The organism is Streptomyces sp. DH24 (assembly GCF_029813775.1).
Lineage (GTDB): Bacteria > Actinomycetota > Actinomycetes > Streptomycetales > Streptomycetaceae > Streptomyces.
Map to the genome: position 1 here is coordinate 13,197 of NZ_JARVKW010000048.1, position 23,442 is coordinate 36,638.

The following is a 23,442-nucleotide window of genomic DNA, read 5'->3' on the forward strand; positions in this document are numbered from 1 at the left end:
CCCATTCAGGATTTCCTGTCGTTCCCGCCAGCGGAGGTTTCTGTTTCATGAAGCTCACCGTCGTCGGCTGCTCGGGGTCGTTCCCGTCCGCGGAATCGGCCTGTTCGAGCTACCTCGTCGAGGCCGACGGCTTCCGGCTGCTCCTCGACATGGGCAACGGCGCCCTGGGCGAGCTGCAGCGCCACTGCGGTCTCTACGACCTCGACGCGATCTACCTCAGCCACCTGCACGCCGATCACTGCATCGACATGTGCGCGTACTTCGTCGCGCGCTACTACCGGCACGACGGCGGCCGCTGCGCCCCCATCCCCGTGTTCGGGCCCGAGGGCACCGAGCACCGGCTGACCACCGCCTACGCCGACACCCCCTCCGCCTCCTCGATGAGCGAGGTCTTCGACTTCCACACTGTGAAGCCGGGCACCTTCGAGATCGGCCCGTTCACGGTCCACACCGAACGGGTCGCCCATCCCGTCGAGGCGTACGGCATCCGCATCGAGCACGGCGGGAAGTCCCTGACGTACTCCGGCGACACGGGCGTGAGCGCCGCGCTGGACGAACTCGCCCGCGACGCCGACCTGTTCCTGTGCGAGGCCGCGTTCACGCACGGCAAGGAGAACATCCCCGACCTGCACCTCAACGGCCGCGAGGCGGGTGAGACCGCCGCCCGCGCCGGCGCCCGGCGCCTGGTCCTGACCCACATCCCCCCGTGGACCGACCCCCAGGTCAACCTCACCGACGCCCGCGCGGTGTTCGACGGGCCGGTGGAACTGGCGGCGCCGAGGACGGCGTACGAGATCTGACGTCCGGCCGCGCAGACGTGCCGAAGGCCCCCGGAGCCATCTCCGGGGGCCTTCGTGGCGGGGTGGGGCTACTTGCCCTCCGCCTTCTGCAGTTCGGCCAGTTCCTCGTCGGACTCGCGGCCCGGCGTCGGCAGGTTGAACTTCGTGATCGCGAACCGGAAGACGACGTAGTACAGCGCCGCGAAGCACAGGCCGACCAGGGCCAGGCCCCACGGGTTGGAGGCGATGCCCAGGTTCAGGAAGAAGTCGACCGCGCCGGCGGAGAAGCCGAAGCCGTCCTTCATGCCCAGCGCCCAGGTCAGCGCCATCGAGACACCGGTGAGGACGGCGTGGATGGCGTACAGGACGGGCGCGATGAACATGAACGTGAACTCGATCGGCTCGGTGACGCCCGTGACGAACGAGGTGAGCGCGAGCGAGAACATCATGCCGCCGACGACCTTGCGGCGCTCCGGGCGCGCGCAGTGCACGATCGCGAGACAGGCCGCGGGCAGCGCGAACATCATGATCGGGAAGAAGCCGGTCATGAACTGCCCGGCGGTCGGGTCGCCCGCCAGGAACCGGGCGATGTCACCGCTCTTGCCCTCGTACTCACCGGCCTGGAACCACGGGAACGAGTTGAGCAGGTGGTGCATGCCGATCGGGATCAGCGCGCGGTTGGCGACACCGAAGATGCCGGCCCCGACGGCGCCCGAGCCCACCAGCCACTCACCGAGGTTGTGCAGGCCCGTGCCGAGCACCGGCCAGATGTAGCCGAAGACGATGCCGATGACCAGGCCCGCGAACGCCGACAGGATCGGCACCAGGCGGCGGCCACCGAAGAAGCCCGCCCAGTCGGGCAGCTTCGTGCGGTAGAAGCGCTGGTAGAGCAGGGCGACGACGAGGCCCATCACCACACCGCCGAGGACCTTGGCGTCCACCGGCGCGTCCACCATGACGACCTTGCCGTCGACGGCCTTCGCCACCTGCGGCAGGTTCTCGTCGGTGAACGTGGCCAGTACGTTCTTGAAGACCAGGTAGCCGACCACGGCGGCCAGCGCCGTCGAGCCGTCCGACTTCTTCGCGAAGCCGATCGCGATGCCCACGGCGAACAGCAGCGCCATGTTGTCCAGGATCGCGTTGCCGCCGGCCGCCATGAAGCCCGCGATCTTCGTCAGGAAGGCCGGGAACTCCGGACGGCCCAGCATGTCGGTGTTGCCGAGGCGCACCAGCAGAGCGGCGGCGGGCAGTACCGCCACCGGCAGCATCAGGCTGCGGCCGATGCGCTGGAGCACTGCCATCACACTCGGGCCCTTTTTCTCGGTTGCCTTCGCGGCGCCGGCGGTGGTCACAACTTCCTCCAGAGGACAAGGCGCCGCCCGGGACAGGGAAGGGGACGGCGGCGTCTGCGGACCGACGCGGCGCGGCTTGCGCCCCGGCCTCATGGCCAGAAGACCGCGTGGTCTACACCAGTGTGGTGTAGACCTGTTGTAGCACGATGGAGGGCGCACAAGGAACCCGCGATTCCGGTGACCGCGGGGCTGCGCCGCGTCACGCCTTCGTGGTGTCCTCCACCTCGTCCTCCGGCTCCCGCCCCGGCGTCTTCAGGTCGAACCGCGTGATCGCGAACCGGAAGACCGCGTAGTACACCGCCGCGAAGCACAGCCCGATCGGAATGATCAGCCACGGCCGGGTCGCCAGGTTCCAGTTGATCACGTAGTCGATCAGCCCCGCCGAGAAGCTGAACCCGTCGTGCACCCCCAGCCCCCACGTCACCGCCATCGACACACCCGTCAGCACCGCGTGCACCACGTACAGCGCCGGCGCGATGAACAGGAACGAGTACTCGATCGGCTCGGTGATGCCCGTCACGAACGACGTCAGCGCCACCGACAGCATCAGACCCCCGACCTCCTTGCGCCGGGCCGGCCGCGCGCAGTGCGTGATCGCCAGCGCCGCCGCCGGCAGCGCGAACATCATGATCGGGAAGAACCCGGAGGTGAACTGACCCGCGGTCGGATCGCCCGCCAGGAACATGTTGATGTCGCCGTGCGCCACCGTGCCGTCCGGCCGCGTGTACGTGCCGAACTGGAACCAGATGGGCACGTTCAGGAACTGGTGCAGACCCACCACCAGCAGCGCCCGGTTCGCGATGCCGAAGATGCCCGCGCCCCACGCGCCCAGACCGCTCATCCAGTCGCTGAAGCTCTCCAGCGCGTCACCGATCGGCGGCCACACCCACAGACACAGCGCCGCGAACGCGATCGCCACGAACGCCATGATGATCGGCACCAGCCGCCGGCCGTTGAAGAAGCCCAGCCAGTCCACCAGCCGCGTGCGGTGGAACCGCTGCCAGAAGTACGCCGCCAGCAACCCGATGACGATGCCGCCGAACACCCCCGGATTCTGGTACGTGAACGCGCTCGTCGTCCCGTCCGCCGCCTGGCATCCGACACCCGACACCACCTGCGCCCCGGCCGGACAGTCCTCCGGGAACTGACGCAGCACGTTGTAGTAGACGAGGAACCCCGCCACCGCCGCCAGCGCCGTCGAGCCGTCCGCCTTCTTCGCCATCCCGATGGCCACGCCGACACAGAACAAGAGGGGAAGACCCAGCGAGCCGTCGAGCAGCGCGCCGCCCGCGCCCGCCATCACCTTCGAGACGTTCGTCCAGCCCAGACCGTCGTCCCCGAACACGTCCGGCTGCCCCAGCCGGTTGAGGATGCCCGCCGCCGGCAGCACCGCGATCGGCAGCTGAAGACTGCGCCCCATCTTCTGCAGCGCCTGGAACAGGCTGTTCCAGCGGTCGCGGGCGGGGCGGGCGGGGCTGGCCGCACTGTCGGTGCTCATCCGGACCCCTTGCTGGGAGGCGGGTTTGGCGGCCGTCCGACCGGTGGTGTAGACCAGTTGCGGACGGTTCCGCTGTCGTGACGCCATCATTTACGTACGTACGAGATGGCCGCTCGCGAAGATGGGCCAACTGTGGGTTACTGCGACAAAGCGGTTCGGATCAGGGAGAAGGAACATGGCCAGCAAGGCTGAGAAGATCGTTGCCGGGCTCGGCGGCATCGACAACATCGAAGAGGTCGAAGGCTGCATCACCCGCCTGCGGACCGAGGTCGTGGACCCCGCCAAGGTCGACGAAACCGCCCTGAAGGCCGCCGGCGCCCACGGCGTCGTGAAGATGGGCAGCGCCATCCAGGTCGTCATCGGCACCGACGCCGACCCGATCGCCGCGGAGATCGAAGACATGATGTGACGCCCGGGCCTCATCTCCCGCCTCACCTCCTGCTTCACCCCTGAGGGGCCCTTTCCCCATGCGGGAAGGGCCCCTCAGCCGCGTGCGGCTAGGCTCGTCCGCATGTCACGCATCGACGGCCGCACCCCCGAACAACTCCGCCCGATCACCATCGAACGCGGCTGGAGCAAGCACGCCGAAGGCTCCGTCCTCGTCTCCTTCGGCGACACCAAGGTCCTGTGCACCGCCTCCGTCACCGAGGGCGTCCCCCGCTGGCGCAAGGGCAGCGGCGAGGGCTGGGTCACCGCGGAGTACGCCATGCTGCCCCGCGCCACCAACACCCGCGGCGACCGCGAGTCCGTCCGCGGCAAGATCGGCGGCCGCACCCACGAGATCAGCCGCCTCATCGGCCGCTCCCTGCGCGCCGTCGTCGACTACAAGGCCCTCGGCGAGAACACCGTCGTCCTCGACTGCGACGTCCTCCAGGCCGACGGCGGCACCCGCACCGCCGCCATCACCGGCGCCTACGTCGCCCTCGCCGACGCCGTCGCCTGGGCCCAGGGCAGGAAACTGATCCGCCCCGGCCGCAAGCCCATCACCGGCACCGTCTCCGCCGTCTCCGTCGGCATCGTCGCCGGCGTCCCGCTCCTCGACCTCTGCTACGAGGAGGACGTCAAGGCGGACACCGACATGAACGTCGTCTGCACCGGCGACGGCCGCTTCGTCGAGGTCCAGGGCACCGCCGAGGCCGAGCCCTTCGCCCGCGACGAGCTCAACGCGCTGCTGGACCTGGCCGTTTCCGGTTGCACCGAGCTGGCGGCACTGCAGAACAAGGCACTTGATACGGTCGCCGGAAAGTAAAGGGCGCCCCAAGACGACCGACGGCGGCAGGCAACCGGCCCACCCGCCCCGGCGTCCTTACCGACACGGGCGTGCGGCTCACCGCCGTACGCCCGACCAGCGGGCCGCCCGGCCCAGACCCAAGGGGAGGGATCGCACCCATGGCCGCGAGCCGACGCCGTCGTAGCCGTATCGCCGTCGCCACCGCAGCGATGGCCGCCGCCGCACTGACGGCCGGCCTGACCACCGGCTGCGCCGCCGTCGACAAGGCGCTGGACTGCGTGCAGACCGCCGACGCCATTGCCGACAGCGTCACGGAACTGCAGCAGGCCGTGGAGTCCGCCTCCAACGACCCGACGCAGCTGGAGGAATCCCTCGACTCCATCGAGAAGAACCTCGGCGACATCGGCGGCAAGACCGACAACGCCGACGTCGAAAAGGCGGTCGACGACCTCAACAAGGCCGTCGAGAACGTCCGCACCTCCGTGCGGAACGGCGACGAGACCCCCGACATCAGCCCGGTCACGGACGCGGCGGGCGAACTGACGAAGGTCTGCACGCCGTAACCCCGCCCGGCACGGCAGGGGTGGCGAGGACGGGATACTGGACGCCATGACGCGCTTGATCCTCGCCACCCGCAACGCCGGAAAAATCACCGAGCTCAGGGCGATCCTCGCCGACGCCGGACTGCCCCACGAACTCGTCGGCGCCGACGCGTACCCGGACGTGCCGGACGTCAAGGAAACCGGCGTCACCTTCGCCGAGAACGCCCTCCTCAAAGCACATGCCCTCGCCCGGGCCACCGGCCTGCCGGCCGTCGCCGACGACTCGGGCCTGTGCGTCGACGTCCTCGGCGGCGCCCCCGGCATCTTCTCCGCCCGCTGGTCGGGCCGCCACGGCGACGACCGCGCCAACCTGGACCTGCTCCTGGCCCAGCTCTCGGACATCGCCGACCCCCACCGGTCGGCCCACTTCGCCTGCGCGGCGGCCCTGGCCCTGCCCGACGGCACGGAACGCGTGGTCGAGGGCCGGCTCCCCGGCACCCTGCGCCACACCCCGTCCGGCACCGGCGGCTTCGGCTACGACCCCATCCTTCAGCCGGAGGGCGACACCCGGACCTGCGCGGAACTGACCCCGGCCGAGAAGAACGCGATCAGCCACCGGGGCAAGGCGTTCCGGGCACTGGTGCCGGTGGTGCGGGAGTTGCTCGACTGACGCGGGAACGGAACGGCCTGCGGATCGATCCTTCGATCCGCAGGCCGTTGACGTGCGGCGGAAGGGATTCGAACCCTCAAGCCCGTTCAAGGGCCACAGATCCTAAGTCTGCTGCGTCGCCATTGCGCCACCGCCGCTAGCCGCCTGCAATCGTACCGGGAGTCGCCCCTCGCCTCTTCCCGCCCCGGCACCATGTGCTGGTGGTGGCGTGACAGTTGGGGCACAGGAACCGCAGGTTCTCCCGCCGGTCGTCGCTCCAGTCGCCGTTGATGTGGTCGACCTCGAGGGGCAGTGGTTCGCCCAGCCAGACCGCCCCGACGCCGCACAGTGCGCAGCGTTCCTCGATGCCGAGTTCGGCCATCGCCTTCTTGAGCCGGCTGCTCGGGGTACGCCTGGCGTGTGCCGACAGATTCTCGGTGAGGACCTCCCGGGGATCCGTTGGCGCCGGTTGTCGCGCCTGTTCGCCGCGCGGACTCCCGAGGTGAAGTGCGACGTGTCGATGCCGTACGCCTTGATCCTCCGGCTGATGTGCGTGGGAGTCGTGTCCTCAGATGCCCAGATCCTTGATGATCTTGGCCACGTGGCCGGTCGCGCGGACGTTGTAGAGGGCGCGTTCCACCTTGCCGTCCTCGTCCACGACGATCGTGGAGCGGATGACGCCCATGTATGTCTTGCCGTAGTTCTTCTTCTCGCCGAAGGCGCCGTACGCGTCCAGGACCTTCTTGTCCGGGTCGGCGAGGAGGGTGACCTTCAGGGACTCCTTGTCGCGGAACTTCGCCAGCTTCTCCGGCTGGTCGGGGGAGATGCCGAGCACGTCGTAGCCGGCGCCGGCCAGGACGTCGAGGTTGTCCGTGAAGTCGCAGGCCTGCTTCGTGCAGCCCGGCGTCAGCGCCGCCGGGTAGAAGTAGACGATGACCTTGCGGCCCTTGTGGTCGGCCAGCGACACCTCGTTGCCGTCGGCGTCGGGCAGGGTGAAGGCGGGGGCCACGTCCCCGGGCTGGAGGCGCTCGGTCATCGGTCTCGACTCCTCTTGCGTGCGTGAAAGGGTGGTGCGGGTCCGAGCCTAACCGGGGGTGCCGACGGTGCGGCCGGGCGCGAAGCTGACAGACTGTCCGGAACAGCGTCAGCAGACTTCGGAGGCCGTACGGTGGCGGACACGTCGGACACCAGAACCCCGGCGCAGATCGAGGCGGACATCAGGCGTCGCCGCGAGGTGCTGGCCGAGACCCTCGACGAGCTCGGGGTGCGCGTGCACCCCAAGACGATCGTGGGCGACGCCAAGGCCAAGGTCGCGGCCAGTGTCGACAACACCCTCGGGCGCGCGTACGTCGGCGTGACCCGCGTCGTCAGCGATGTGAAGGCGCAGTTCACGGACGAGGAGGGCGCGCCCCGGCTGGAGCGCGTCGTGCCCGCGGTGCTGCTCGTGGCCGGTGTCGTCGGGCTCGTCGCCGTGGGGGCCCAGCGGCGCGGCCGGGGCGGTGGGCGCCGGCGGCGCTGAACCGGGGCGCGGGTGACCCACCCGCGCGCGTCCGGGCCGAAGGCAGGTAGGTTCTGAGGCGTGAGCGCCAACAGAAACGACACCCACGACAAGCTGCCCATCCGGATGCTGCACGACCGTGTGCTCGTGCGGCAGGACAACTCCGAGGGCGAGCGGCGTTCCGGGGGCGGCATCCTGATCCCCGCGACGGCGGCGGTCGGCCGTCGGCTGGCCTGGGCCGAGGTCGTCGCGGTGGGACAGAACGTACGGACCGTGGAGCCGGGCGACCGGGTGCTGTACGACCCGGAGGACCGGGCCGAGGTGGAGGTGCGGGGCGTCCCGTACGTGCTGATGCGTGAGCGGGACCTGCACGCCGTGGCCGCGGACCGGTTCGAGGGGTCCGAGGACTCCACGGGGCTGTACCTCTGAAACAGGGATCGTAGAGGGCCGGTGACCATCGTCACCGGCCTTTTTCCGCGTTCTTTGCTACGTTTGTGAGGGTCCACCCGTAGTCATCCGTATCACCCCGACGAGACGCGCCGTACCGGGTCAAGCGACAAGACGACGCACCGCCCCTGTTGGTCCGTGTCTTTCGGAGGTGCTCGTCATGGCCTGGGTTCTGCTCGTCGTCGCCGGTCTGCTGGAGGTCGGCTGGTCGATCGGGATGAAGTACACCGAGGGCTTCACCCGGCCCGTGCCCAGTGTGCTCACCGGCGCGGGCATCGTCGCCAGCATGCTGCTGCTGTCGCAGGCCGCGAAGTCGCTGCCCATCGGTACCGCCTACGGCGTGTGGGTGGGGATCGGCGCGGCGGGTGCGGCGGTGCTCGGCATGGTGGTGCTGGATGAGCCCGTCACCGCCGCCCGGATCTTCTTCGTGTGTCTGCTGCTGGTCGCCGTCGTGGGGCTGAAGGCGACCTCCGGGCACTGAGCCACCCTGGCCCCCTGCCGGGGCGCCGGGGCCCGGTCCGGGGCCCCGGCCGTTCGTTCAGTTCGGGTTCCCGCCGCCTGAGCCGCCCGTGCTCGTCTCGCCCGTCGTGCTCCCGTTGGTGGTGCCTCCGGACCCGGTGGAGGTTCCGCCGTCCGTGGTGCCCCCGTCGGCGGTGCCGCCGGAGCCCGTGGTGCCGCCGTCGGTCGTCGTGCCGCCGTCGGTGGTGCCTCCGGACCCGGTCGTGGTGCCGCCGTCCGTCGTGCCGCCGTCGACCCACCCGGGGGAGCCCGTCGTGGCGCCGCCGTCGGTGGTGCCGCCGTCCGTCGGGCCGTCGGTCTCGCCCGGCGTCTGTCCGCCGCTGTCCGCGCCGCCGGTCGTCGTGCCGCCGGTGTCCCCCGTGCCGGGGTCGGTCGGGGTGCCGGTGGCCGGGGGCCGGGTGTCGCCGGTGCCCTCCTGGAGGTCGAGGTCGAAGTCGGTGACCGGTTCGCCCTTCAGCGCCTCGGCGGTGTACTGCCCCCAGATCTCCGCGGGCGCGCCGCCGCCGTTGATGCGGGGCAGGCCCATCGCGCCGTACAGCGACTTGTGCTCGGCGGTCTCCGGGTCCTGGCCCATCACGGCGACGACGGTGGCGAGTTCGGGCGTGTAGCCGGCGAACCAGGCCGCCGTGTCCTCCTCCGCGGTGCCGGTCTTGCCGGCCGCCGGGCGGCCCGCGGCCTGGGCGGCGGTGGCGGTGCCGTTCTGCACGACGCTCTGCAGGACGGACGTCGTGGTGTCGGCGGCCTCGCGGCTGATGGCCTGCCGGGTCTGCCGCTCGGGCAGGTCCAGGATGTTCCGGCCGTCCTTGGTGACCTTCTCGATCATCGTGTACGTGCCGTGCTTGCCGTGGTTGGCGAGCGTCGCGTACGCCTGTGTCATGTCCAGGACGCTGGCCTGGGCCACGCCGAGCGCGATGGACGGCGAGGGCACCAGTTCGGGCGTGGCCGCGGGCAGGCCGAGGTCGATCGCGGTCTGGCGGACCTTGTCGGAGCCGACGTCGACGGCCATCTGCGCGTACACGGCGTTGACGGACTTGTCGGTGGCCTCGCGGACGGTGACGTCGCCGTAGTCGACGTTGTCCTCGTTCTCCGGCGCGTAGTGGCCGCCGGACCAGCCCTGCACGGGGCGCTGGTCGGTGCCGTCGTAGACGGTGTCGGCGGTGATGGGGCGGCCGTCCTGGGTGACGGAGCCGTTCTCGACGGCGGAGGTGAAGACGAACGGCTTGAACGTCGAGCCGACCTGGAAGTCCCGGCGGGTCGCGTTGGGCGTGTACTGCTTCACGTAGTCGATGCCGTTGTACATCGCGACGACCTTGCCGGTCTTCGTGTCGATGGAGGCACCGCCCGCGCGGACGTAGGTGTCGACCTTGTTGTTCTTCTTGTCCAGCTTGGACATCACCTTGTCGTTGACGGCCTTCACGAAGGCGTCCTGCTTGTCCTTGTGCAGGGTGGTCGTGATGCGGTAGCCGCCCGCGTCCAGCGCCGACTCGTCGACGATCTTGTTCTGGATGAGGTAGTCGCGGACGATGCGCACGACGTAACCGCGCTGCCCGGACAGGCCCGCGGAGACGGTGGTCTCCTTCGGCATCGGGAACTTCAGGCCCGCCCGCTCGCCGGCGTCGAGCCAGCCCTCCTTGACCATGCCGTCCAGCACGTAGTTCCAGCGGGCCTCGGCGGCGGCCCTGTTCTCCGGGCGGGCGACGACGTCGTACTCGCTGGGCGCGTTCAGCAGCGCGGCGAGGTAGGCGCCGCGGGCCGCGTCGAGGTCGGTGGCGTCCACGCCGTAGTAGGCCTGCGCGGCGGCCTGGATGCCGTAGGCGTTGCGGCCGAAGTAGCTGGTGTTGAGGTAGCCCTCGAGGATCTGGTCCTTGGTCTCGGTGCGGTCCAGCTTGATCGCGATGAAGAACTCCTTCGCCTTGCGGGTCAGGGTCTGCTCCTGCGCGAGGTAGTAGTTCTTCACGTACTGCTGGGTGATCGTCGAACCGGACTGCTTGCCCTTGCCGGTGGCGGTGTTCCACCCGGCGCGCAGCATCGCCTTGGGGTCGACGGCGGACTCGGTGTAGAAGTCGCGGTCCTCGGCGGCGAGCACGGCGCGCTGGGCGTCCTTGGACACCTGGGCCAGGCTCACGTTCTCGCGGTTGACCTCGCCGTCGCGGGCGAGCTGGCTGCCGTCGGCGTACAGGTAGACGTTGCTCTGCTTGGTGGCGAGGGCGTTGGCGGGCGGGATCTTCACCAGGGAGTAGCCGAGGAAGAATCCGCCGATGAGCAGCAGGACGACGACGACGAAGGTGCCGAGCACCATTCGCCAGGTCGGGATCAGCCGGCGCCAGCCGGTGCGCCGGGGCCGTCCGGTCCCGTTCTCTTCCGGGCCGGCCGGCTGCGGGTCCGGCTGTGCTGCCTGGCCCGGGTTCGGCTGCTGTGGCTGCGACTCGTCGCTCATCTGGTGCACGGACTCCTGTGCCTCGTATGTCTTGTGCGCCCCTGCGCGCCCACTGGTGAAGACTCTCGCACTAAGCGTTCCGTTCCCGTCCGGTGTCACACCCCGGTAAATCCGTGGCCCGCCCGGTCGCCGGAGGGCTAGGCTCCTTCGCTTGTGCGCCGGTCGGCGAGGAGGGTGGTGGGCGTGGGCTCGGGACGGTTGTACGCGGCCGTCGCGGCGGGCGGTTTCCGACGATACGCGACGTATCGGGCCGCCACGGCGGCCGGGGTGTTCACCAACACCGTCTTCGGGCTGATCCTGGTCCACACCTACCTGGCGCTGTGGGACGAGAAGCCGCATCTCGGCGGCTACGACCAGGCGCAGGCGGTCACCTATGTGTGGCTCGGGCAGGCGCTGTTCGCGGCGCTGGCCATCCAGGGCGGCGGCTTCGAGACGGAGCTGATGGAGCGTATCCGCACCGGTGACGTCGCGATCGACCTGTACCGGCCCGCCGATCTCCAGTTGTGGTGGCTGGCGGCCGACGCGGGCCGTTCCCTGTTCCAGTTGCTGGGCCGCGGTGTGATCCCGTTCGCGGCCGGGACGCTGCTGTTCCCGACGGCCCTGCCGGACGATCCGCTGACGTGGCTGGCGTTCGGTGTCGCGGTGCTGCTGGCGACGCTGGTCAGTTTCGGCATCCGGTACCTGGCGGCGCTGAGCGCGTTCTGGCTGCTGGACGGCACCGGCGTGCTGCAGATGCTGATGGTCGTCGGGCTGTTCAGCTCGGGGATGCTGCTGCCGCTGAACGTCTTCCCGGGCGCGCTCGGCGACGTCGTACGGGCGCTGCCCTGGTCGTCGCTGCTGCAGGCGCCCGCCGACGTGCTGCTCGGGGAGGCCGATCCGCTGGGCACGTTCGCGTTCCAGGCCGGGTGGGCGGCGGTGCTGCTGGCGGCGGGGCGGCTGCTCCAGGCGGCGGCCGCGCGGCGGGTGGTGGTCCAGGGTGGCTGACGGTCGGGTGCCGGAAGGGCTGCGCGCCTACGGGCTGATCGCGGGCATGTGGATCCGGTCCACGATGACGTACCGGGCGTCGTTCGCCATGACCGTGCTGGGCAGCCTGCTGGTGACGGGTCTCGACTTCGTCGGGATCATGCTGATGTTCTCGCAGGTCGACGCGCTCGGCGGCTACACGCTGCCCGAGGTGGCGTTCCTGTACGGCCTGTCGGCGACGTCGTTCGGGCTGGCCGACCTGCTGCTGGGGTCGATGGACCGGCTGGGCCGCCGGGTGCGGGACGGCACGCTGGACACGCTGCTGGTGCGGCCGGTGCCGGTGCTCGCGCAGGTCGCCGCCGACCGGTTCGCGCTGCGCCGCGTCGGCCGGATCGCGCAGGGCGCGCTGGTCCTCGGCTGGGCGCTGGCGAGCGTCGGCATCGACTGGACGGCGGGCAGGCTGCTGCTGATGCCGGTGACGCTGGTCAGCGGCGCGGGGATCTTCGCGGCGGTGTTCGTGGCGGGCGCGGCGTTCCAGTTCGTGGCGCAGGACGCCTCCGAGGTGCAGAACGCGTTCACGTACGGCGGGACGACGCTGCTGCAGTATCCGCCAACGGTGTTCGGGCAGGAGCTGGTGCGCTCGGTGACGTTCGTGCTGCCGCTGGCGTTCGTGAACTGGCTGCCCGCCTCGTACCTGCTGGGGCGGCCGTATCCGCTGGATCTGCCGGGGTGGGTGGCCTTCACGCCGCCGCTGGCCGCCCTCGCGTGCTGCGCGCTCGCGGGGCTGGCGTGGCGGGCGGGGCTGCGGTCGTATCGGAGCACGGGGAGCTGAGGGACGTGGACGGTGGGTTCGCCGCGGAAGGCGGCGGCTTCGTCGAGCTCGACGGGGTCGAGAAGGTCTTCGACGTACGGAAGAAGACGGGTTTCCTGAGCTGGGAGCGGCGGCGGGTCCGGGCGGTCGACGCGCTGTCCTTCACGGTGGCGCGCGGCGAGATGGTCGGCTACATCGGCCCGAACGGCGCCGGGAAGTCCACGACGATCAGATGCTGACGGGCATCCTCACGCCGAGCGCGGGCCGGCTGCGCGTCGCCGGCATCGACCCTTCCCGGGAGCGGACGCGGCTCGCGCACCGCATCGGGGTGGTGTTCGGGCAGCGCACGACGCTTTGGTGGGACCTGCCGCTCATCGACTCCTACCGGCTGGCGCACCGCATGTACCGCATCCCGGACGGGCGTTACCGCGAGAACCTCGACCGCTGCGTCGAACTTCTGGGCCTGGCCGAGCTGTTGGACGTGCCGGTGCGGCAGCTGTCGCTCGGGCAGCGGATGCGCGGCGACATCGCGGCGGCGCTGCTGCACGACCCGGAGGTGCTGTACCTGGACGAGCCGACCATCGGCCTGGACGTCGTCTCGAAGGCGAAGGTCCGGGGTTTCCTGCGGGAGTTGAACGCCGAGCGCGGCACGACCGTGCTGCTGACCACCCACGACCTGCAGGACATCGAGCAGTTGTGCTCCCGCGTGATGGTCATCGACCACGGCCGCCTGATGTACGACGGCCCGCTCACCGGCCTGCACGAGGCGGGCGGGAGCGAGCGGACCCTGGTCGTCGACCTGGAGCGGGAACTGCCGCCCGTCGAGGCGCCGCCGCCCGCCCGTGTCGTACGCGTGGAGGGTCCCAGGCAGTGGCTGGCGTTCCCGGCGTCGGAGTCGGCGGCGCCGCTGGTCGCGGCGATCGCGGCGCGCTATCCGCTGGTCGATCTCTCCGTGCGGGAGCCGGACATCGAGACGGTGATCGCCAAGATGTACGCGGACCACGCGGAGCGCGTAGTGCCCGGAGCGGGTACCTCGTAGGCTGCTGTCATGAGCGACGATGCCCCGGAGCTGCGCGCCTCCGACGCCGACCGTGAACGTGTCGCCGAGATCCTGCGGGACGCCCTCGCGGAGGGCCGCCTCGACATGGCGGAGTTCGAGGAGCGGCTGGAGGCCACGTACGGGGCCCGCACCTACGGGGAGCTGGCGCCCCTTACGCGCGACCTGCCGGCGCCGGGCGTCGCCCCGCCCGTCGCGGCGCCGCACAAGGCACCCGAGGGGGCCGGGAGTTGGGCGGGCCGGATCGTCGGCGGCGACGGGGCGTCCGGCACGGCCGTGGGGGTGCTGTCCGGCTTCCAGCGCAAGGGCCGCTGGACGGTGCCGCGGCGCCTGAACTGCTTCGCCTTCTGGGGCGGTGGCGAGCTCGATCTGCGCGAGGCGAACTTCGCGGACCGCGAGGTCGTGATCAACTGCGTCGCCGTGATGGGCGGCGTGCATGTGATCGTGCCGCCCGGCGTCGAGGTCGCCGTGCGCGGCGTCGGCATCATGGGCGGCTTCGACCAGCGCGAGGACGGCGTGGCCGGTGATCCCGGGGCGCCGCGCGTGATCATCAAGGGCTTCGCCTTCTGGGGCGGCGTCGGCGTGGACCGCAAGCAGACGCGGGCGGAGCGGCAGCGGCTGAAGGAGGAGCGGCGCCAGGAGCGGCTGGAGCGCAAGCAGGCCCGGCGGGAGCTGCGGGAATCGGCCCATGACGACGCGGGCGACACCCACCGCCGGATGCTGGGCGCGCACGAGGACCTGCTGCGGGAGCACCGGCACGGGCACCGCCCCGAGGAGCGTTAGGGGCGCGGGTACGGGACCGCCGGTACGGGACTGCGCGTACGGGACGGCCAGTACGGGGCGTTGGCACGGGATCGGCGGCACGGGACCGCCGGTACGGGGCGCTGGCACGGGATCGGCGGCGCGGGACCGTCGGTACGGGGCGCCGCCGGGTGGCGCCCCGTGACTCACAGCTCGGCCGGCGCCGCGCCCTTCAGGTCGTCCAGGTCGAAGTACTCGCCCATGCGCGCGTACCCCTTGTCGCTGGGGTGGAGGTGGTCGCCCGAGTCGTAGTCGGAGCGCAGCCGCCGCGGGTCGTACGGGTCGCGCAGCGCCCGGTCGAAGTCGACGACCGCGTCGAACACGCGGCCCGCGCGGATCTCGGCGTTGATCTGCTGCCGCACCGCCTCCCGCTCGGGCGTGAAGCCGCGGTGTCCCTTGAACGGCATCAGCGTGGCCCCGACGACCTTGATGCCGTGGGCGTGGGCCTGCCGGACGAGCGTGCGCAGGCCGTCGAGGATCGCGCGCGGGTCGGCGAGCCGCGGGTTGCGCAGGATGTCGTTGACGCCGAGGTCGATGACGACGACCTTGACGTTGGTGCGGCCGAGCACGTCACGGGCGAAGCGGTTCAGCCCGCTGGGGTTGTCCGCGGGGCGGCCCAGGCCGTCCGTGAGGACGCGGTTGCCGCTGATGCCCTGGTTGACGACGCCGTAGCGGGGCACGTCGGCGCCGGACGCGGCGGCCTCGCGCAGCCGGTCGGCGAGGACGTCGGTCCAGCGGGCGTTGGCGTTCGACGTGGACGTGATGCCGTCGGTGAGGGAGTCGCCGAGGACGACGACCGTGCCGTCCGCCTCGTTGCTCAGCACGTCAAGCGCCGTCAAGTAGCGCCAGGACGGCGACTGTTCGGTGAACGCGGCGGCCGTCACGTCCTCGGTGCGGTCGCCCTGGGCGGCGTAGGAGATCTGCCGGGCGTGCGGGTGGTAGGTGACCGGGCCCGCCGGGGTGGGGGAGTAGGTGGTGACGAGGACGTCGCTGTCGTGCGGAATGGCGATGCGGACGGCGTCGCTCATCACCTGCCCGCCGGCCGGGACGACGACCGTGGTGGCGCCGCCCGCGAAGGTGAGCCGGCGCATGGTGCCGGCCGCCGCGGCCGGGGTGCCCGGCCCGGCGGCGACGGCGATCGAGGCGTGCGTGACGGTGAGCGGCGCCTGGCCGTAGAGGTTGGACAGGGTGATGCGGGCACTGGTGCCGCCGACGCTCGTGTGGACGACGTTGCGCACCGAGCGGCCCGCGAGGCCCGTGATCTCCGTGCCCGGTTCGGCGCCGGCGGGCGACGCGGACCAGGTGCCGACCCAGGTGCCGGTGGAGGCGGGTGCGGCGGAGCCGCGCGGGGCACGGCCGTCGGCGACGGTTTCGGTGCGTGCGCCGCCCTCGTCGGACGCGACCCCGACGTACAGTGCGGCGGAAAGAGCCACGATCAGAGCGACGATCGCGGCGAGCAGGGCGTATCCGTGACGCCGGGTCATGCTTGTGCTGTTCTCCTCGGGCGATGGGAGCCCGGGGCTCCGATCTGATGTGCCCATGATGCGACATGGGCGTGAAGGGAACGCACGGGACCCCGCCCGATTCCCCCCTCCGAACAGACGCCGGGAACTCCTGTTCCGTTCCGGGAGTCGGTCAGGAAGGGACAATGTGTGCGGGATCACCGGATGGGTGGAGCGGATGGAACGGACAAAACCGGAAGTGCAGGGCGTAACGGGTGGTCGTGGCGTCCCGGCTTCGGCTGCCCGCGCGATGACCACGTTCAGCCCGGCCGACCTGGAGAAACAGCGCGGCGTGCGCCGCATGAAACTCACCGCGACCGGCCTGCTGCTGTTCGTCGCCGTCGTCTACGTCCTCGCCGAGTGGGCGTCGCACGCGGGCGCCGGCCCCTGGGCGGGCTATGTCGCGGCGGCGGCCGAGGCGGGCATGGTCGGCGCCCTCGCCGACTGGTTCGCGGTCACCGCGCTGTTCCGCAGGCCCCTCGGCCTGCCCATCCCGCACACCGCGATCATCCCCACCAAGAAGGACCAGCTCGGCGTCTCCCTCGGCGAGTTCGTCGGCGAGAACTTCCTCTCCCAGGACGTCGTACGGCAGCGGCTGCGCGCCGTCGGCATCGGCAGCCGCCTCGGCGCCTGGCTGGCCCGGCCCGAGCACGCCGACCGCGTCACGGCCGAACTGTCCACCGCGCTGCGCGGCGCGCTGACCGTGCTGCGCGACTCCGACGTCCAGGCGGTCGTCGGCGAGGCCATCACCCGGCGGGCGGGCGCCCAGGAGATCGCGCCCGGCATCGGCAAGATGCTGGAGAAGGTCGTCGCCGACGGCGGCCACAAACGCGTCGTCGACCTGATCGTCACCCGCGCCCACGACTGGCTGGTCCTGCACGGCGACTCCGTGATGGACGCCGTGCAGGGCGGCGCGCCCGGCTGGACCCCGAGGTTCGTCGACAAGAAGGTCGGCGAGCGCGTCTACAAGGAACTCCTGCGGTTCGTCACCGAGATGCGCGACATGCCCGCCCACCCGGCGCGCGGCGCACTGGACCGCTTCCTCACCGACTTCGCCTCCGACCTCCAGTCCGACACGGACACCCGCGCCCGGGTCGAACGGCTCAAGGACGAGGTGCTGGGCCGGGGCGAGGTCCAGGACCTCATCGCGTCCGCCTGGACCGCCGTACGGTCCATGATCGTCGCGGCGGCCGAGGACGAGCGCAGCGAACTGCGGCTGCGCGTCCGGGCCTCCCTGCTGTCCCTCGGCGCGCGCATGGCCTCCGACCCCAAGGTGCAGGGCAAGGTCGACGGCTGGGTGGAGGGCGCCGCGGTGTACGTGGTGACCACCTACCGCCAGGAGATCACGTCCCTGATCACGGACACGGTGGCCGGCTGGGACGCCGAGCACACGACGCGCAAGATCGAGGCCCACATCGGCCGCGACCTGCAGTTCATCCGGATCAACGGCACGGTGGTGGGCTCGCTGGCGGGCCTGCTGATCTACACGGTGGCGCGGGCGCTGGGGGCGTAGGGCACCCCCGGGCGGTGGCGGGCGGGGGCGCCCGTCCCTGGCATGGAACCGTCATCTCGGGGGCACCCGGCTCAGCGCTTTCGCTCACCGAGGAGGGAGCCCATGAGAGGCGCAGCCGCCGGTGCCCCGGACGGGGCCGGTCGTACGGTCACCACCGCCATCCCCGCCCGTCTGGACCGACTGCCCTGGTCCCGCTGGCACTGGTCGGTCGTCATCGGCCTCGGCACCGTCTGGATCCTGGACGGCCTGGAGGTCACGGTCGTCGGCAACATCTCGGGCCGCCTGTCCGAGCCCGGCAGCGGACTGCCGATCACCTCGGGCCAGGTCACCGGCATGGCCGCCGCGCTCTACGTGGCCGGCGCCTGCCTGGGCGCCCTGTTCTGGGGCCGTCTGACCGACCGGTTCGGCCGCAAGAAGCTGTTCATGATCACGCTGGCGGTGTACCTCGCGGCCACGGCCCTGACCGCCGTGTCCTTCGACACCTGGTGGTTCTTCCTCTTCCGGTTCCTCACCGGCTTCGGCATCGGCGGCGAGTACGCGGCCATCAACTCCGCGATCGACGAACTGATCCCGGCCGAGTACCGGGGCCGCGTCGACCTGATGATCAACGGCAGCTTCTGGCTGGGCGCGGTCGGCGGTTCGCTGCTGTCGATCGTCGCGCTGAACGAGGCCGTGCTGCCCAAGGACGTGGGCTGGCGGCTGACGTTCGCCCTGGGCGCCGTACTCGCCCTGGTCATCCTCCTCGTGCGGCGGCACGTCCCGGAGAGTCCGCGCTGGCTGCTCATCCACGGCCGCGACGACGAGGCGGAACACATCGTGTCGTCCATCGAGCGGCAGATCGAGGCGGAGCGCGGCGAACCGCTGCCGCCGCCGCGGGCGGAGATGACGATCCGCCAGCGCAAGAGCATCACGTTCGCCGAGATCGGCCGCACCGTCTTCACCAAGTACCGCAGGCGCGCGATCCTCGGCTTCGCCCTCTTCATCGGCCAGGCGTTCCTCTACAACGCGATCACCTTCGGCTTCGGCGCGATCCTGACGAGGTTCTTCGACGTGCCGACCGGCAGCACCGGCTACTACTTCGCGGTCATCGCGATCGGCAACTTCTGCGGCCCGCTGCTGCTGGGCAAGCTGTTCGACACGGTGGGCCGCCGGGTGATGATCTCCTCGACGTACCTGCTGTCCGGGCTGCTGCTGTTCGGCACCGCCTGGCTGTTCGACCGCGGCTCGCTGAGCGCCGCGACGCTGACGGCGTGCTGGTGCGCGGTGCTGTTCTTCGCGTCGGCCGGCGCGTCCAGCGCGTACCTCACGGTCTCCGAGGTGTTCCCGATGGAGACGCGGGCCATGTCGATCGCCTTCTTCTACGCCATCGGCACCGCCGCGGGCGGCATCAGCGGACCCCTGCTGTTCGCCGACCTCACCGGCACGGGCAAGGTCGGCGACACGGTGCTCGCGTTCCAGATCGGCGCGGCGCTGATGTGCGCGGCCGGGCTGGTGGCGGCGCTGCTGGCGGTGAAGGCGGAACGCCGCGCGCTGGAGGACATCGCCCGACCGCTGACGGCGGCGGAGCCGACGCCGGGGGCGCGGGAGGCGAGGGTCTGACACAGCGGCTGGCGGTGCGGGAGGGGAGTCTGATGCCGTTGTTGGCGACGCCGACGCCGACGCCGACGCCGACGCCGACGCCGGTCGCGGGAGGCCGCGGTCCGACGCCGACGCCGGGGGCGCGGGATGTGGGGCTACGGTCCGACGCCGTTGCCCGGGGTGCTGGACGCCACGGTCCGACGTCGCGGCCGGGGGCGCGGGTGGCGACGGTCCGACGCGGCGCCAAGGAGGTGGGAGGCCGCGGTCCGACGCCGCGCGGGGGAGCGGGGGAGGGGGAGACTCGGCCGGGACGGGCCCGGAGGTGTCTCAGCCGCGCCGATCGGCGACCGCCCAGGAGGCGAGGGCCACGGCGCCCGCGACCGAGAAGACCGCGGGCCAGGCGCCGACCTTCTTGGCGAGGGGGTGCGATCCGGCGAACGCGGCGACGTACGCGGCCGACAGCGCACCCGCGGCCGGACCGCCCGCCCGCTGCCGCCACTGCCGCGCCGCCGCCGTCCCGGCCGCGGCGAGGACGACCCCGCCGAGCTGCCGCTTCCCGGTCCAGCGGGCCACGCCGTACCCGCCGACGAGACCGCCCGCGGCGACCAACGCGCTGGGAACCTTCGCCATGCCTGCCTCCTGCGGCTGCTGCTGAGTCCGTCGACCGAGACTAACTCCCCGGGAGGGGCGGGGCCGGACGGGGGCGGGACCGGACGAGGCCGGGGCAGCGCCGGAACGGCCGTGCGGTGGAACGTGCGGGTCGAGCGTGCGGGTCGAGCCGAGCTCGCGCCGGCTCCAGGTTGAGTCGGCTCTTGTCAATTTTCCTCGCTCGGAGCTATAAAGAGACAGAAGCCGTAGGGCATCGCACAGAACGCCTCATGAAGGGAGTGAGACTGTGATGCTCATGCGCACCGACCCCTTCCGCGAACTCGACCGACTCGCGCAGCAGGTCTTCGACGCGGCACGTCCGGCCGCGATGGCCATGGACGCCTACCGTTCCGGGGACGACTTCGTCGTTCACTTCGACCTCCCGGGCATCGACCCGGAGTCGATCGAGCTGGATGTCGAGCGCAACGTCCTGAGCGTCCGCGCCGAGCGCACGTCGCCCGCCCCCGAGGGCGCGGAGACGCTCGTCGCCGAACGCCCCACGGGCACGTTCACGCGCCAGCTCTTCCTCGGCGAGACCCTCGACACGGAGCGCATCAACGCCTCGTACGACGCCGGTGTGCTCACGCTGCGCATCCCGGTGGCCGAGCAGGCCAAGCCGCGCCGCATCCCGATCAGCGGCGGCAGCGGTCCCAGGCAGCTGAGCGGATGAGCGCCCGAGGCGCCGGCGTCCGACTCGCCGGGCGCCCGGTTTCCCGAGCGTCCGGCGAGTCGGGCGGGCGAATGCCCGAGCCGGGTGCCCGATCCGTATGAGTCCCGTTTGAGTGACGTCCCGCGGGCCAGGTACCCGGTGCCCGGCCCGCGGGACGCGACCCCCCCTTCCGGCCCAGGAGGAACCCGACCATGAGCGCCACGACGGTGCCGAGCGTGACGGTGCCGAAGAGCATGGTGAGCCACATGACGACGACGCAGACGCTGACGAAGCCGGTCACCACGGCAGGCACGACCGCGACGCGTCCCACGACCCGGTCAATCACGACCGAGGCCACCGCGCCCGCGACCGTGATGTCTGCCGCGACCGCGACCGCGCCCGCGATCTCGGCCGCGACCGCGCCCGCGATCTCGGCCGCGACCGCGCCCGTGATGTCGGCCGTGACGACGACGGAGGCGCCGCCCGCCCGGCCCGGCACCGCGGCGGCCGCATGGTCGGACCTGATCGCCGAGGTCCAGGACGCCGGCCAGTATCCGACGGCGGCGGAGGCGGAACGCGTCACGCGCATCGTGCTGTCGGCCCTCGGCGGTCACGTCGTCGGAGACGAACGCGTCGACCTCGCCCGCGCCCTCCCCGAGGAGGCGGCCCGGGTGATCGCCGACCAGATCCCGGTCACGCGCCGGCTGACGGCGGCGGAGTTCGTGGACTCGGTCGCCACGCGCATCGAGGGAGCGACCCCGGCCACGGCCCGCTGGGACGTCAGCTCGGTCCTCAGCGTCCTGCCGTCCCTGGTGGGCGACGCCCTGACCACCCGGGTCCTGGCCCAACTCCCGCCCGGATACGCGCTGCTCTTCGGCAGGGCGGACCTGAGCCCGACGGCGTAGCGCGCCGCTCCGGGCCCGCGTGCCCGGTCGCCCCGGGAACGGGGTGGTCCATCGAGCCCCAGGACTACGGCGGTTCGTCACCGTGTCGTCGACACCACCCCCGGCGTCACGGCGACACGGCGACACGGCGACGGACCGCCGCAGCCCTGTCCGGACCGGCGATCAGGCGTACCGTAAATCCCGACAGATCCGAAATGACCAAACACGTCGGGGGTACGGATGCTCAGGGTCAGCGTCGTGGTGCCTGTCTACAACGCGGGCACGTATCTGGACCGTTGCGCGCCGTCCCTCCTCGGCCAGACGCTGGGCCGGGACGCGTACGAGGTGATCTACGTCGACGACGGCTCCACGGACGACTCGCCCGAGCGCCTGGCCCGCCTGGCGTCCCGGCACCCGCACGTCCGCGTGATCACCCAGGAGAACTCCGGCTGGCCGGGCAGGCCCCGCAACGTCGGCGTCCGCGCGGCCCGCGGCGAGTACGTCCAATTCGTGGACCAGGACGACGAGTTGATGCCCGAGGCCCTGCAACGCCTCTACGACCTGGCCGTCCGCAACGACTCGGACATCGTCCTCGGCAAGGTCACCGGCACGATGCAGGGCCCGAGCAGCGTCTTCAAGCACACCGTGGACCAGTGCACGGCGGCGGACGCGCCGCTCTTCGAGACGCTGACCCCGCACAAGATGTTCCGCCGCGAGTTCCTGCTCTCCCACGGCATCGAGTTCCCCGAGGGCAGGGTGCGCCTGGAGGACCAGGTGTTCATGGCCAGGGCGTACGTGCGGGCGAAGCGCGTGTCGATCCTCGGTGACTACCCCTGCTACGTCTGGAACCGCCGCGAGGACGGCGGCAACACCAGCGCCGGCGCGACCCTGCCGGAGACGTACTACGCCCACCTGCGCACCGTCGTGGACGCCATCAAGGAGGGCACGGACCCCGGCCCCCTCCAGGACCACCTGCTGCGCCGCTCCTACCGCGTCGAACTCCTGCGCCCGGTCAGCGAACCCCGCATCCTCCAGCGCACGGGCGACCACCTCCGGCGCTACTTCGAGACCGTCCGCCGCATGGCCCTGGACGCCTACCCGCCGGGCGTCCGGGACGGCCTCCCGGCGATCACGCGCCTGCGGGGGAAGCTCCTGGAGGACGGCAACCTGGACTCCCTCCTCGAACTGGCCCGCAGAGTCCGGCAGATCAAGCCCGAGGTGACGGTCGAGGACGTCCACTGGCACAAGGGCAGACTCCTGATCACCACCCGGACCGGCATGATCCGCCCCGACGGCGAACCCCTGACCCTCGTGGACCACCACGGCCGCCTCCTCCTGGACCCCGACCTGCTGGCCGGCATCAAGGGCGCCGAGAACTGGGAGGCCCCGCACCCGTTCGCCTACGCCCACGGAGAACTGCTCGTCCACGACACGACCCGCGACGAGTGGTGGTTCCCGCCCGGCGACCTGGCCCCGCGCACCGAGCCCCTGGGCGACGGCCGCCACCGGGTGGTCCTGGCCGGCCGGTCGACCCTGGACCCGGAAACCCTGCGGGGCAACACCCCCATGCTCCCCGGCACCCACCTGGTCTGGTCCTACGCCCAACTCCTCGGCGTGGGCCGCCGCTCCCGCCTGGCGAACCCGGCCCGCCCGCACATCCCCGCGACGGTGTCCGGCACCCCGCCCCGCCTGGTGGCCCCGGCCTGGACGACCCGCGACGCCCAACTCCGCGCCGCGGTGGCCCCACCCGGCAGCGCCACCATCGCCAAGCGAGTCCTCCTGCACGCGACATCGTCACCCCGCGTCCGCACCACGGCCCGCGACACCCTGAACCACCTTCCGCCGGGGGTGCGACGCAGGATGCGGGCGGTGTTGCGGGGGGTGGATCCTTGGGCTGGGGGTGCTGGGGGTTCTGGGGGTGCCGGGGGTTCGGTGGGTTCGTAGGGGCGGGGGTGCGGGGTACGGCAGGGCGGCCTTCGCCGGGGAGTGCCGCGGCTGCCCGCTGGTGGAGGTGTGCGGCGGCGGCTACCTCCCGCACCGGTTCAGCACGGCGAACGGGTACCGGAACCCGTCCGTCTACTGCG

The 23,442-nt window shown here is 71.5% G+C and carries 22 protein-coding genes, 1 tRNA gene, 2 pseudogenes and 1 riboswitch; of the genes and pseudogenes, 17 read left to right on the plus strand and 8 right to left on the minus strand.

The features are described from left to right. The first annotated feature begins 47 nt into the window (after window positions 1–47). Entirely contained in the window at window positions 48–800 is a 753-nt protein-coding gene (locus QC282_RS27950; RefSeq protein ID WP_279552357.1) for an MBL fold metallo-hydrolase, read from the plus strand. Window positions 801–868: 68 nt separating this feature from the next. Here QC282_RS27950 and QC282_RS27955 read toward each other — a convergent pair whose 3' ends face one another. Together QC282_RS27955 and QC282_RS27960 are read right to left on the minus strand one after the other, a co-directional pair. Beyond that, window positions 869–2,131, minus strand: coding sequence for a PTS transporter subunit EIIC (locus QC282_RS27955; RefSeq protein WP_279552358.1), 1,263 nt, complete (start codon window positions 2,129–2,131; stop codon window positions 869–871). A 199-nt stretch (window positions 2,132–2,330) separates the two neighbouring features. Next, window positions 2,331–3,629: a PTS transporter subunit EIIC gene (locus QC282_RS27960; RefSeq protein WP_279552359.1), complete on the minus strand. Its 1,299-nt coding sequence runs from the start codon at window positions 3,627–3,629 to the stop codon at window positions 2,331–2,333. A 175-nt stretch (window positions 3,630–3,804) separates the two neighbouring features. Here QC282_RS27960 and QC282_RS27965 point away from each other — a divergent pair, with 175 nt between their 5' ends. The 4 genes from QC282_RS27965 to rdgB all read left to right on the plus strand — a co-directional run bounded on the left by QC282_RS27965 (window position 3,805) and on the right by rdgB (window position 6,072). Further along, window positions 3,805–4,038 carry a PTS glucose/sucrose transporter subunit IIB gene (locus QC282_RS27965; protein ID WP_279552360.1) on the plus strand — a complete coding sequence of 78 codons (234 nt, stop codon included), beginning with the start codon at window positions 3,805–3,807 and terminating at the stop codon, window positions 4,036–4,038. A gap of 102 nt (window positions 4,039–4,140) precedes the next feature. After that, complete coding sequence (gene rph / locus QC282_RS27970; RefSeq protein WP_279552361.1) at window positions 4,141–4,878, plus strand: ribonuclease PH; 738 nt, start codon at window positions 4,141–4,143, stop codon at window positions 4,876–4,878. Window positions 4,879–5,018: 140 nt separating this feature from the next. Beyond that, window positions 5,019–5,423 carry a hypothetical protein gene (locus tag QC282_RS27975; RefSeq protein WP_279552362.1) on the plus strand — a complete coding sequence of 135 codons (405 nt, stop codon included), beginning with the start codon at window positions 5,019–5,021 and terminating at the stop codon, window positions 5,421–5,423. 46 nt (window positions 5,424–5,469) lie between these two features. Next, window positions 5,470–6,072: an RdgB/HAM1 family non-canonical purine NTP pyrophosphatase gene (gene rdgB / locus QC282_RS27980; RefSeq protein WP_279552363.1), complete on the plus strand. Its 603-nt coding sequence runs from the start codon at window positions 5,470–5,472 to the stop codon at window positions 6,070–6,072. A gap of 53 nt (window positions 6,073–6,125) precedes the next feature. On the opposite strand, the gene QC282_RS27985 is transcribed toward rdgB, so the two are convergent. From QC282_RS27985 to bcp, 3 genes and pseudogenes are all read right to left on the minus strand, one after another. Further along, window positions 6,126–6,209, minus strand: a tRNA-Leu gene (locus QC282_RS27985). Then, window positions 6,209–6,466 (minus strand): annotated as a pseudogene (locus tag QC282_RS27990) (HNH endonuclease); the annotation flags it as partial. The pseudogene QC282_RS27990 and the gene QC282_RS27985, both read right to left, overlap by 1 nt. Window positions 6,467–6,619: 153 nt before the next feature. After that, window positions 6,620–7,087 (minus strand): thioredoxin-dependent thiol peroxidase, encoded by a 468-nt coding sequence (gene bcp / locus QC282_RS27995; protein WP_279552364.1) that lies wholly within the window; start codon window positions 7,085–7,087, stop codon window positions 6,620–6,622. Between the two features lie 132 nt (window positions 7,088–7,219). Between bcp and QC282_RS28000 the strand changes: the two genes are divergently transcribed. The 3 genes from QC282_RS28000 to QC282_RS28010 all read left to right on the plus strand — a co-directional run bounded on the left by QC282_RS28000 (window position 7,220) and on the right by QC282_RS28010 (window position 8,477). Beyond that, on the plus strand, window positions 7,220–7,570 hold the full coding sequence (locus tag QC282_RS28000; protein WP_279552365.1) for a DUF3618 domain-containing protein: 351 nt from the start codon (window positions 7,220–7,222) through the stop codon (window positions 7,568–7,570). A gap of 60 nt (window positions 7,571–7,630) precedes the next feature. Beyond that, the gene (locus QC282_RS28005) at window positions 7,631–7,978 is read left to right on the plus strand and encodes a co-chaperone GroES (protein WP_279552366.1); all 348 of its coding nucleotides are present in this window, start codon (window positions 7,631–7,633) and stop codon (window positions 7,976–7,978) included. Between the two features lie 77 nt (window positions 7,979–8,055). Next, window positions 8,056–8,120: riboswitch (guanidine-III (ykkC-III) riboswitch) on the plus strand. 36 nt (window positions 8,121–8,156) lie between these two features. After that, complete coding sequence (locus QC282_RS28010) at window positions 8,157–8,477, plus strand: multidrug efflux SMR transporter (protein WP_279552367.1); 321 nt, start codon at window positions 8,157–8,159, stop codon at window positions 8,475–8,477. Window positions 8,478–8,534: 57 nt separating this feature from the next. On the opposite strand, the gene QC282_RS28015 is transcribed toward QC282_RS28010, so the two are convergent. Beyond that, window positions 8,535–10,952 (minus strand): transglycosylase domain-containing protein, encoded by a 2,418-nt coding sequence (locus tag QC282_RS28015; protein WP_279552368.1) that lies wholly within the window; start codon window positions 10,950–10,952, stop codon window positions 8,535–8,537. A 183-nt stretch (window positions 10,953–11,135) separates the two neighbouring features. On the opposite strand from QC282_RS28015, the gene QC282_RS28020 reads away from it, so the two are divergent. The 4 genes and pseudogenes from QC282_RS28020 (at window position 11,136) to QC282_RS28035 (ending at window position 14,566) form a co-directional block, all read left to right on the plus strand. Then, window positions 11,136–11,936: an ABC-2 family transporter protein gene (locus QC282_RS28020; protein ID WP_279552369.1), complete on the plus strand. Its 801-nt coding sequence runs from the start codon at window positions 11,136–11,138 to the stop codon at window positions 11,934–11,936. A 46-nt stretch (window positions 11,937–11,982) separates the two neighbouring features. Continuing rightward, window positions 11,983–12,747: an ABC transporter permease gene (locus QC282_RS28025; protein ID WP_279552391.1), complete on the plus strand. Its 765-nt coding sequence runs from the start codon at window positions 11,983–11,985 to the stop codon at window positions 12,745–12,747. Then, a pseudogene (locus QC282_RS28030) lies at window positions 12,744–13,765 on the plus strand (ATP-binding cassette domain-containing protein). Before QC282_RS28025 ends, QC282_RS28030 begins: the two are co-directional and overlap by 4 nt. A gap of 9 nt (window positions 13,766–13,774) precedes the next feature. Then, window positions 13,775–14,566, plus strand: coding sequence for a DUF1707 domain-containing protein (locus QC282_RS28035; RefSeq protein ID WP_279552370.1), 792 nt, complete (start codon window positions 13,775–13,777; stop codon window positions 14,564–14,566). 164 nt (window positions 14,567–14,730) lie between these two features. Here QC282_RS28035 and QC282_RS28040 read toward each other — a convergent pair whose 3' ends face one another. Continuing rightward, window positions 14,731–16,068, minus strand: coding sequence for an SGNH/GDSL hydrolase family protein (locus tag QC282_RS28040; RefSeq protein ID WP_279552371.1), 1,338 nt, complete (start codon window positions 16,066–16,068; stop codon window positions 14,731–14,733). Window positions 16,069–16,264: 196 nt separating this feature from the next. On the opposite strand from QC282_RS28040, the gene QC282_RS28045 reads away from it, so the two are divergent. Both QC282_RS28045 and QC282_RS28050 read left to right on the plus strand, forming a co-directional pair. Beyond that, window positions 16,265–17,599 (plus strand): DUF445 domain-containing protein, encoded by a 1,335-nt coding sequence (locus QC282_RS28045; RefSeq protein WP_279552372.1) that lies wholly within the window; start codon window positions 16,265–16,267, stop codon window positions 17,597–17,599. 102 nt (window positions 17,600–17,701) lie between these two features. Continuing rightward, window positions 17,702–19,198, plus strand: coding sequence for an MFS transporter (locus QC282_RS28050; RefSeq protein WP_279552373.1), 1,497 nt, complete (start codon window positions 17,702–17,704; stop codon window positions 19,196–19,198). A 306-nt stretch (window positions 19,199–19,504) separates the two neighbouring features. Here QC282_RS28050 and QC282_RS28055 read toward each other — a convergent pair whose 3' ends face one another. Further along, window positions 19,505–19,807, minus strand: coding sequence for a hypothetical protein (locus QC282_RS28055; protein ID WP_279552374.1), 303 nt, complete (start codon window positions 19,805–19,807; stop codon window positions 19,505–19,507). A 268-nt stretch (window positions 19,808–20,075) separates the two neighbouring features. Between QC282_RS28055 and QC282_RS28060 the strand changes: the two genes are divergently transcribed. From QC282_RS28060 to QC282_RS28070, 3 genes are all read left to right on the plus strand, one after another. Next, a complete protein-coding gene (locus QC282_RS28060) occupies window positions 20,076–20,495 on the plus strand; it encodes an Hsp20/alpha crystallin family protein (protein WP_279552375.1) in 420 nt (139 codons plus the stop codon). 431 nt (window positions 20,496–20,926) lie between these two features. Further along, window positions 20,927–21,379: a DUF2267 domain-containing protein gene (locus tag QC282_RS28065; RefSeq protein WP_279552392.1), complete on the plus strand. Its 453-nt coding sequence runs from the start codon at window positions 20,927–20,929 to the stop codon at window positions 21,377–21,379. 237 nt (window positions 21,380–21,616) lie between these two features. After that, on the plus strand, window positions 21,617–23,302 hold the full coding sequence (locus tag QC282_RS28070; RefSeq protein WP_336621093.1) for a glycosyltransferase: 1,686 nt from the start codon (window positions 21,617–21,619) through the stop codon (window positions 23,300–23,302). Window positions 23,303–23,442 lie beyond the last annotated feature (140 nt).

Coding starts and splice junctions, on each gene's coding strand:
- QC282_RS27950 (WP_279552357.1), top strand. CDS start 48: ATGAAGCTCACCGTCGTCGGCTGCTCGGGGTCGTTCCCGTCCGCGGAA.
- QC282_RS27960 (WP_279552359.1), bottom strand. CDS start 3,629: ATGAGCACCGACAGTGCGGCCAGCCCCGCCCGCCCCGCCCGCGACCGC.
- QC282_RS27965 (WP_279552360.1), top strand. CDS start 3,805: ATGGCCAGCAAGGCTGAGAAGATCGTTGCCGGGCTCGGCGGCATCGAC.
- rph (WP_279552361.1), top strand. CDS start 4,141: ATGTCACGCATCGACGGCCGCACCCCCGAACAACTCCGCCCGATCACC.
- QC282_RS27975 (WP_279552362.1), top strand. CDS start 5,019: ATGGCCGCGAGCCGACGCCGTCGTAGCCGTATCGCCGTCGCCACCGCA.
- rdgB (WP_279552363.1), top strand. CDS start 5,470: ATGACGCGCTTGATCCTCGCCACCCGCAACGCCGGAAAAATCACCGAG.
- bcp (WP_279552364.1), bottom strand. CDS start 7,087: ATGACCGAGCGCCTCCAGCCCGGGGACGTGGCCCCCGCCTTCACCCTG.
- QC282_RS28010 (WP_279552367.1), top strand. CDS start 8,157: ATGGCCTGGGTTCTGCTCGTCGTCGCCGGTCTGCTGGAGGTCGGCTGG.
- QC282_RS28015 (WP_279552368.1), bottom strand. CDS start 10,952: ATGAGCGACGAGTCGCAGCCACAGCAGCCGAACCCGGGCCAGGCAGCA.
- QC282_RS28025 (WP_279552391.1), top strand. CDS start 11,983: ATGTGGATCCGGTCCACGATGACGTACCGGGCGTCGTTCGCCATGACC.
- QC282_RS28035 (WP_279552370.1), top strand. CDS start 13,775: ATGAGCGACGATGCCCCGGAGCTGCGCGCCTCCGACGCCGACCGTGAA.
- QC282_RS28040 (WP_279552371.1), bottom strand. CDS start 16,068: ATGACCCGGCGTCACGGATACGCCCTGCTCGCCGCGATCGTCGCTCTG.
- QC282_RS28045 (WP_279552372.1), top strand. CDS start 16,265: ATGGAACGGACAAAACCGGAAGTGCAGGGCGTAACGGGTGGTCGTGGC.
- QC282_RS28050 (WP_279552373.1), top strand. CDS start 17,702: ATGAGAGGCGCAGCCGCCGGTGCCCCGGACGGGGCCGGTCGTACGGTC.
- QC282_RS28055 (WP_279552374.1), bottom strand. CDS start 19,807: ATGGCGAAGGTTCCCAGCGCGTTGGTCGCCGCGGGCGGTCTCGTCGGC.
- QC282_RS28060 (WP_279552375.1), top strand. CDS start 20,076: ATGCTCATGCGCACCGACCCCTTCCGCGAACTCGACCGACTCGCGCAG.
- QC282_RS28065 (WP_279552392.1), top strand. CDS start 20,927: ATGTCGGCCGTGACGACGACGGAGGCGCCGCCCGCCCGGCCCGGCACC.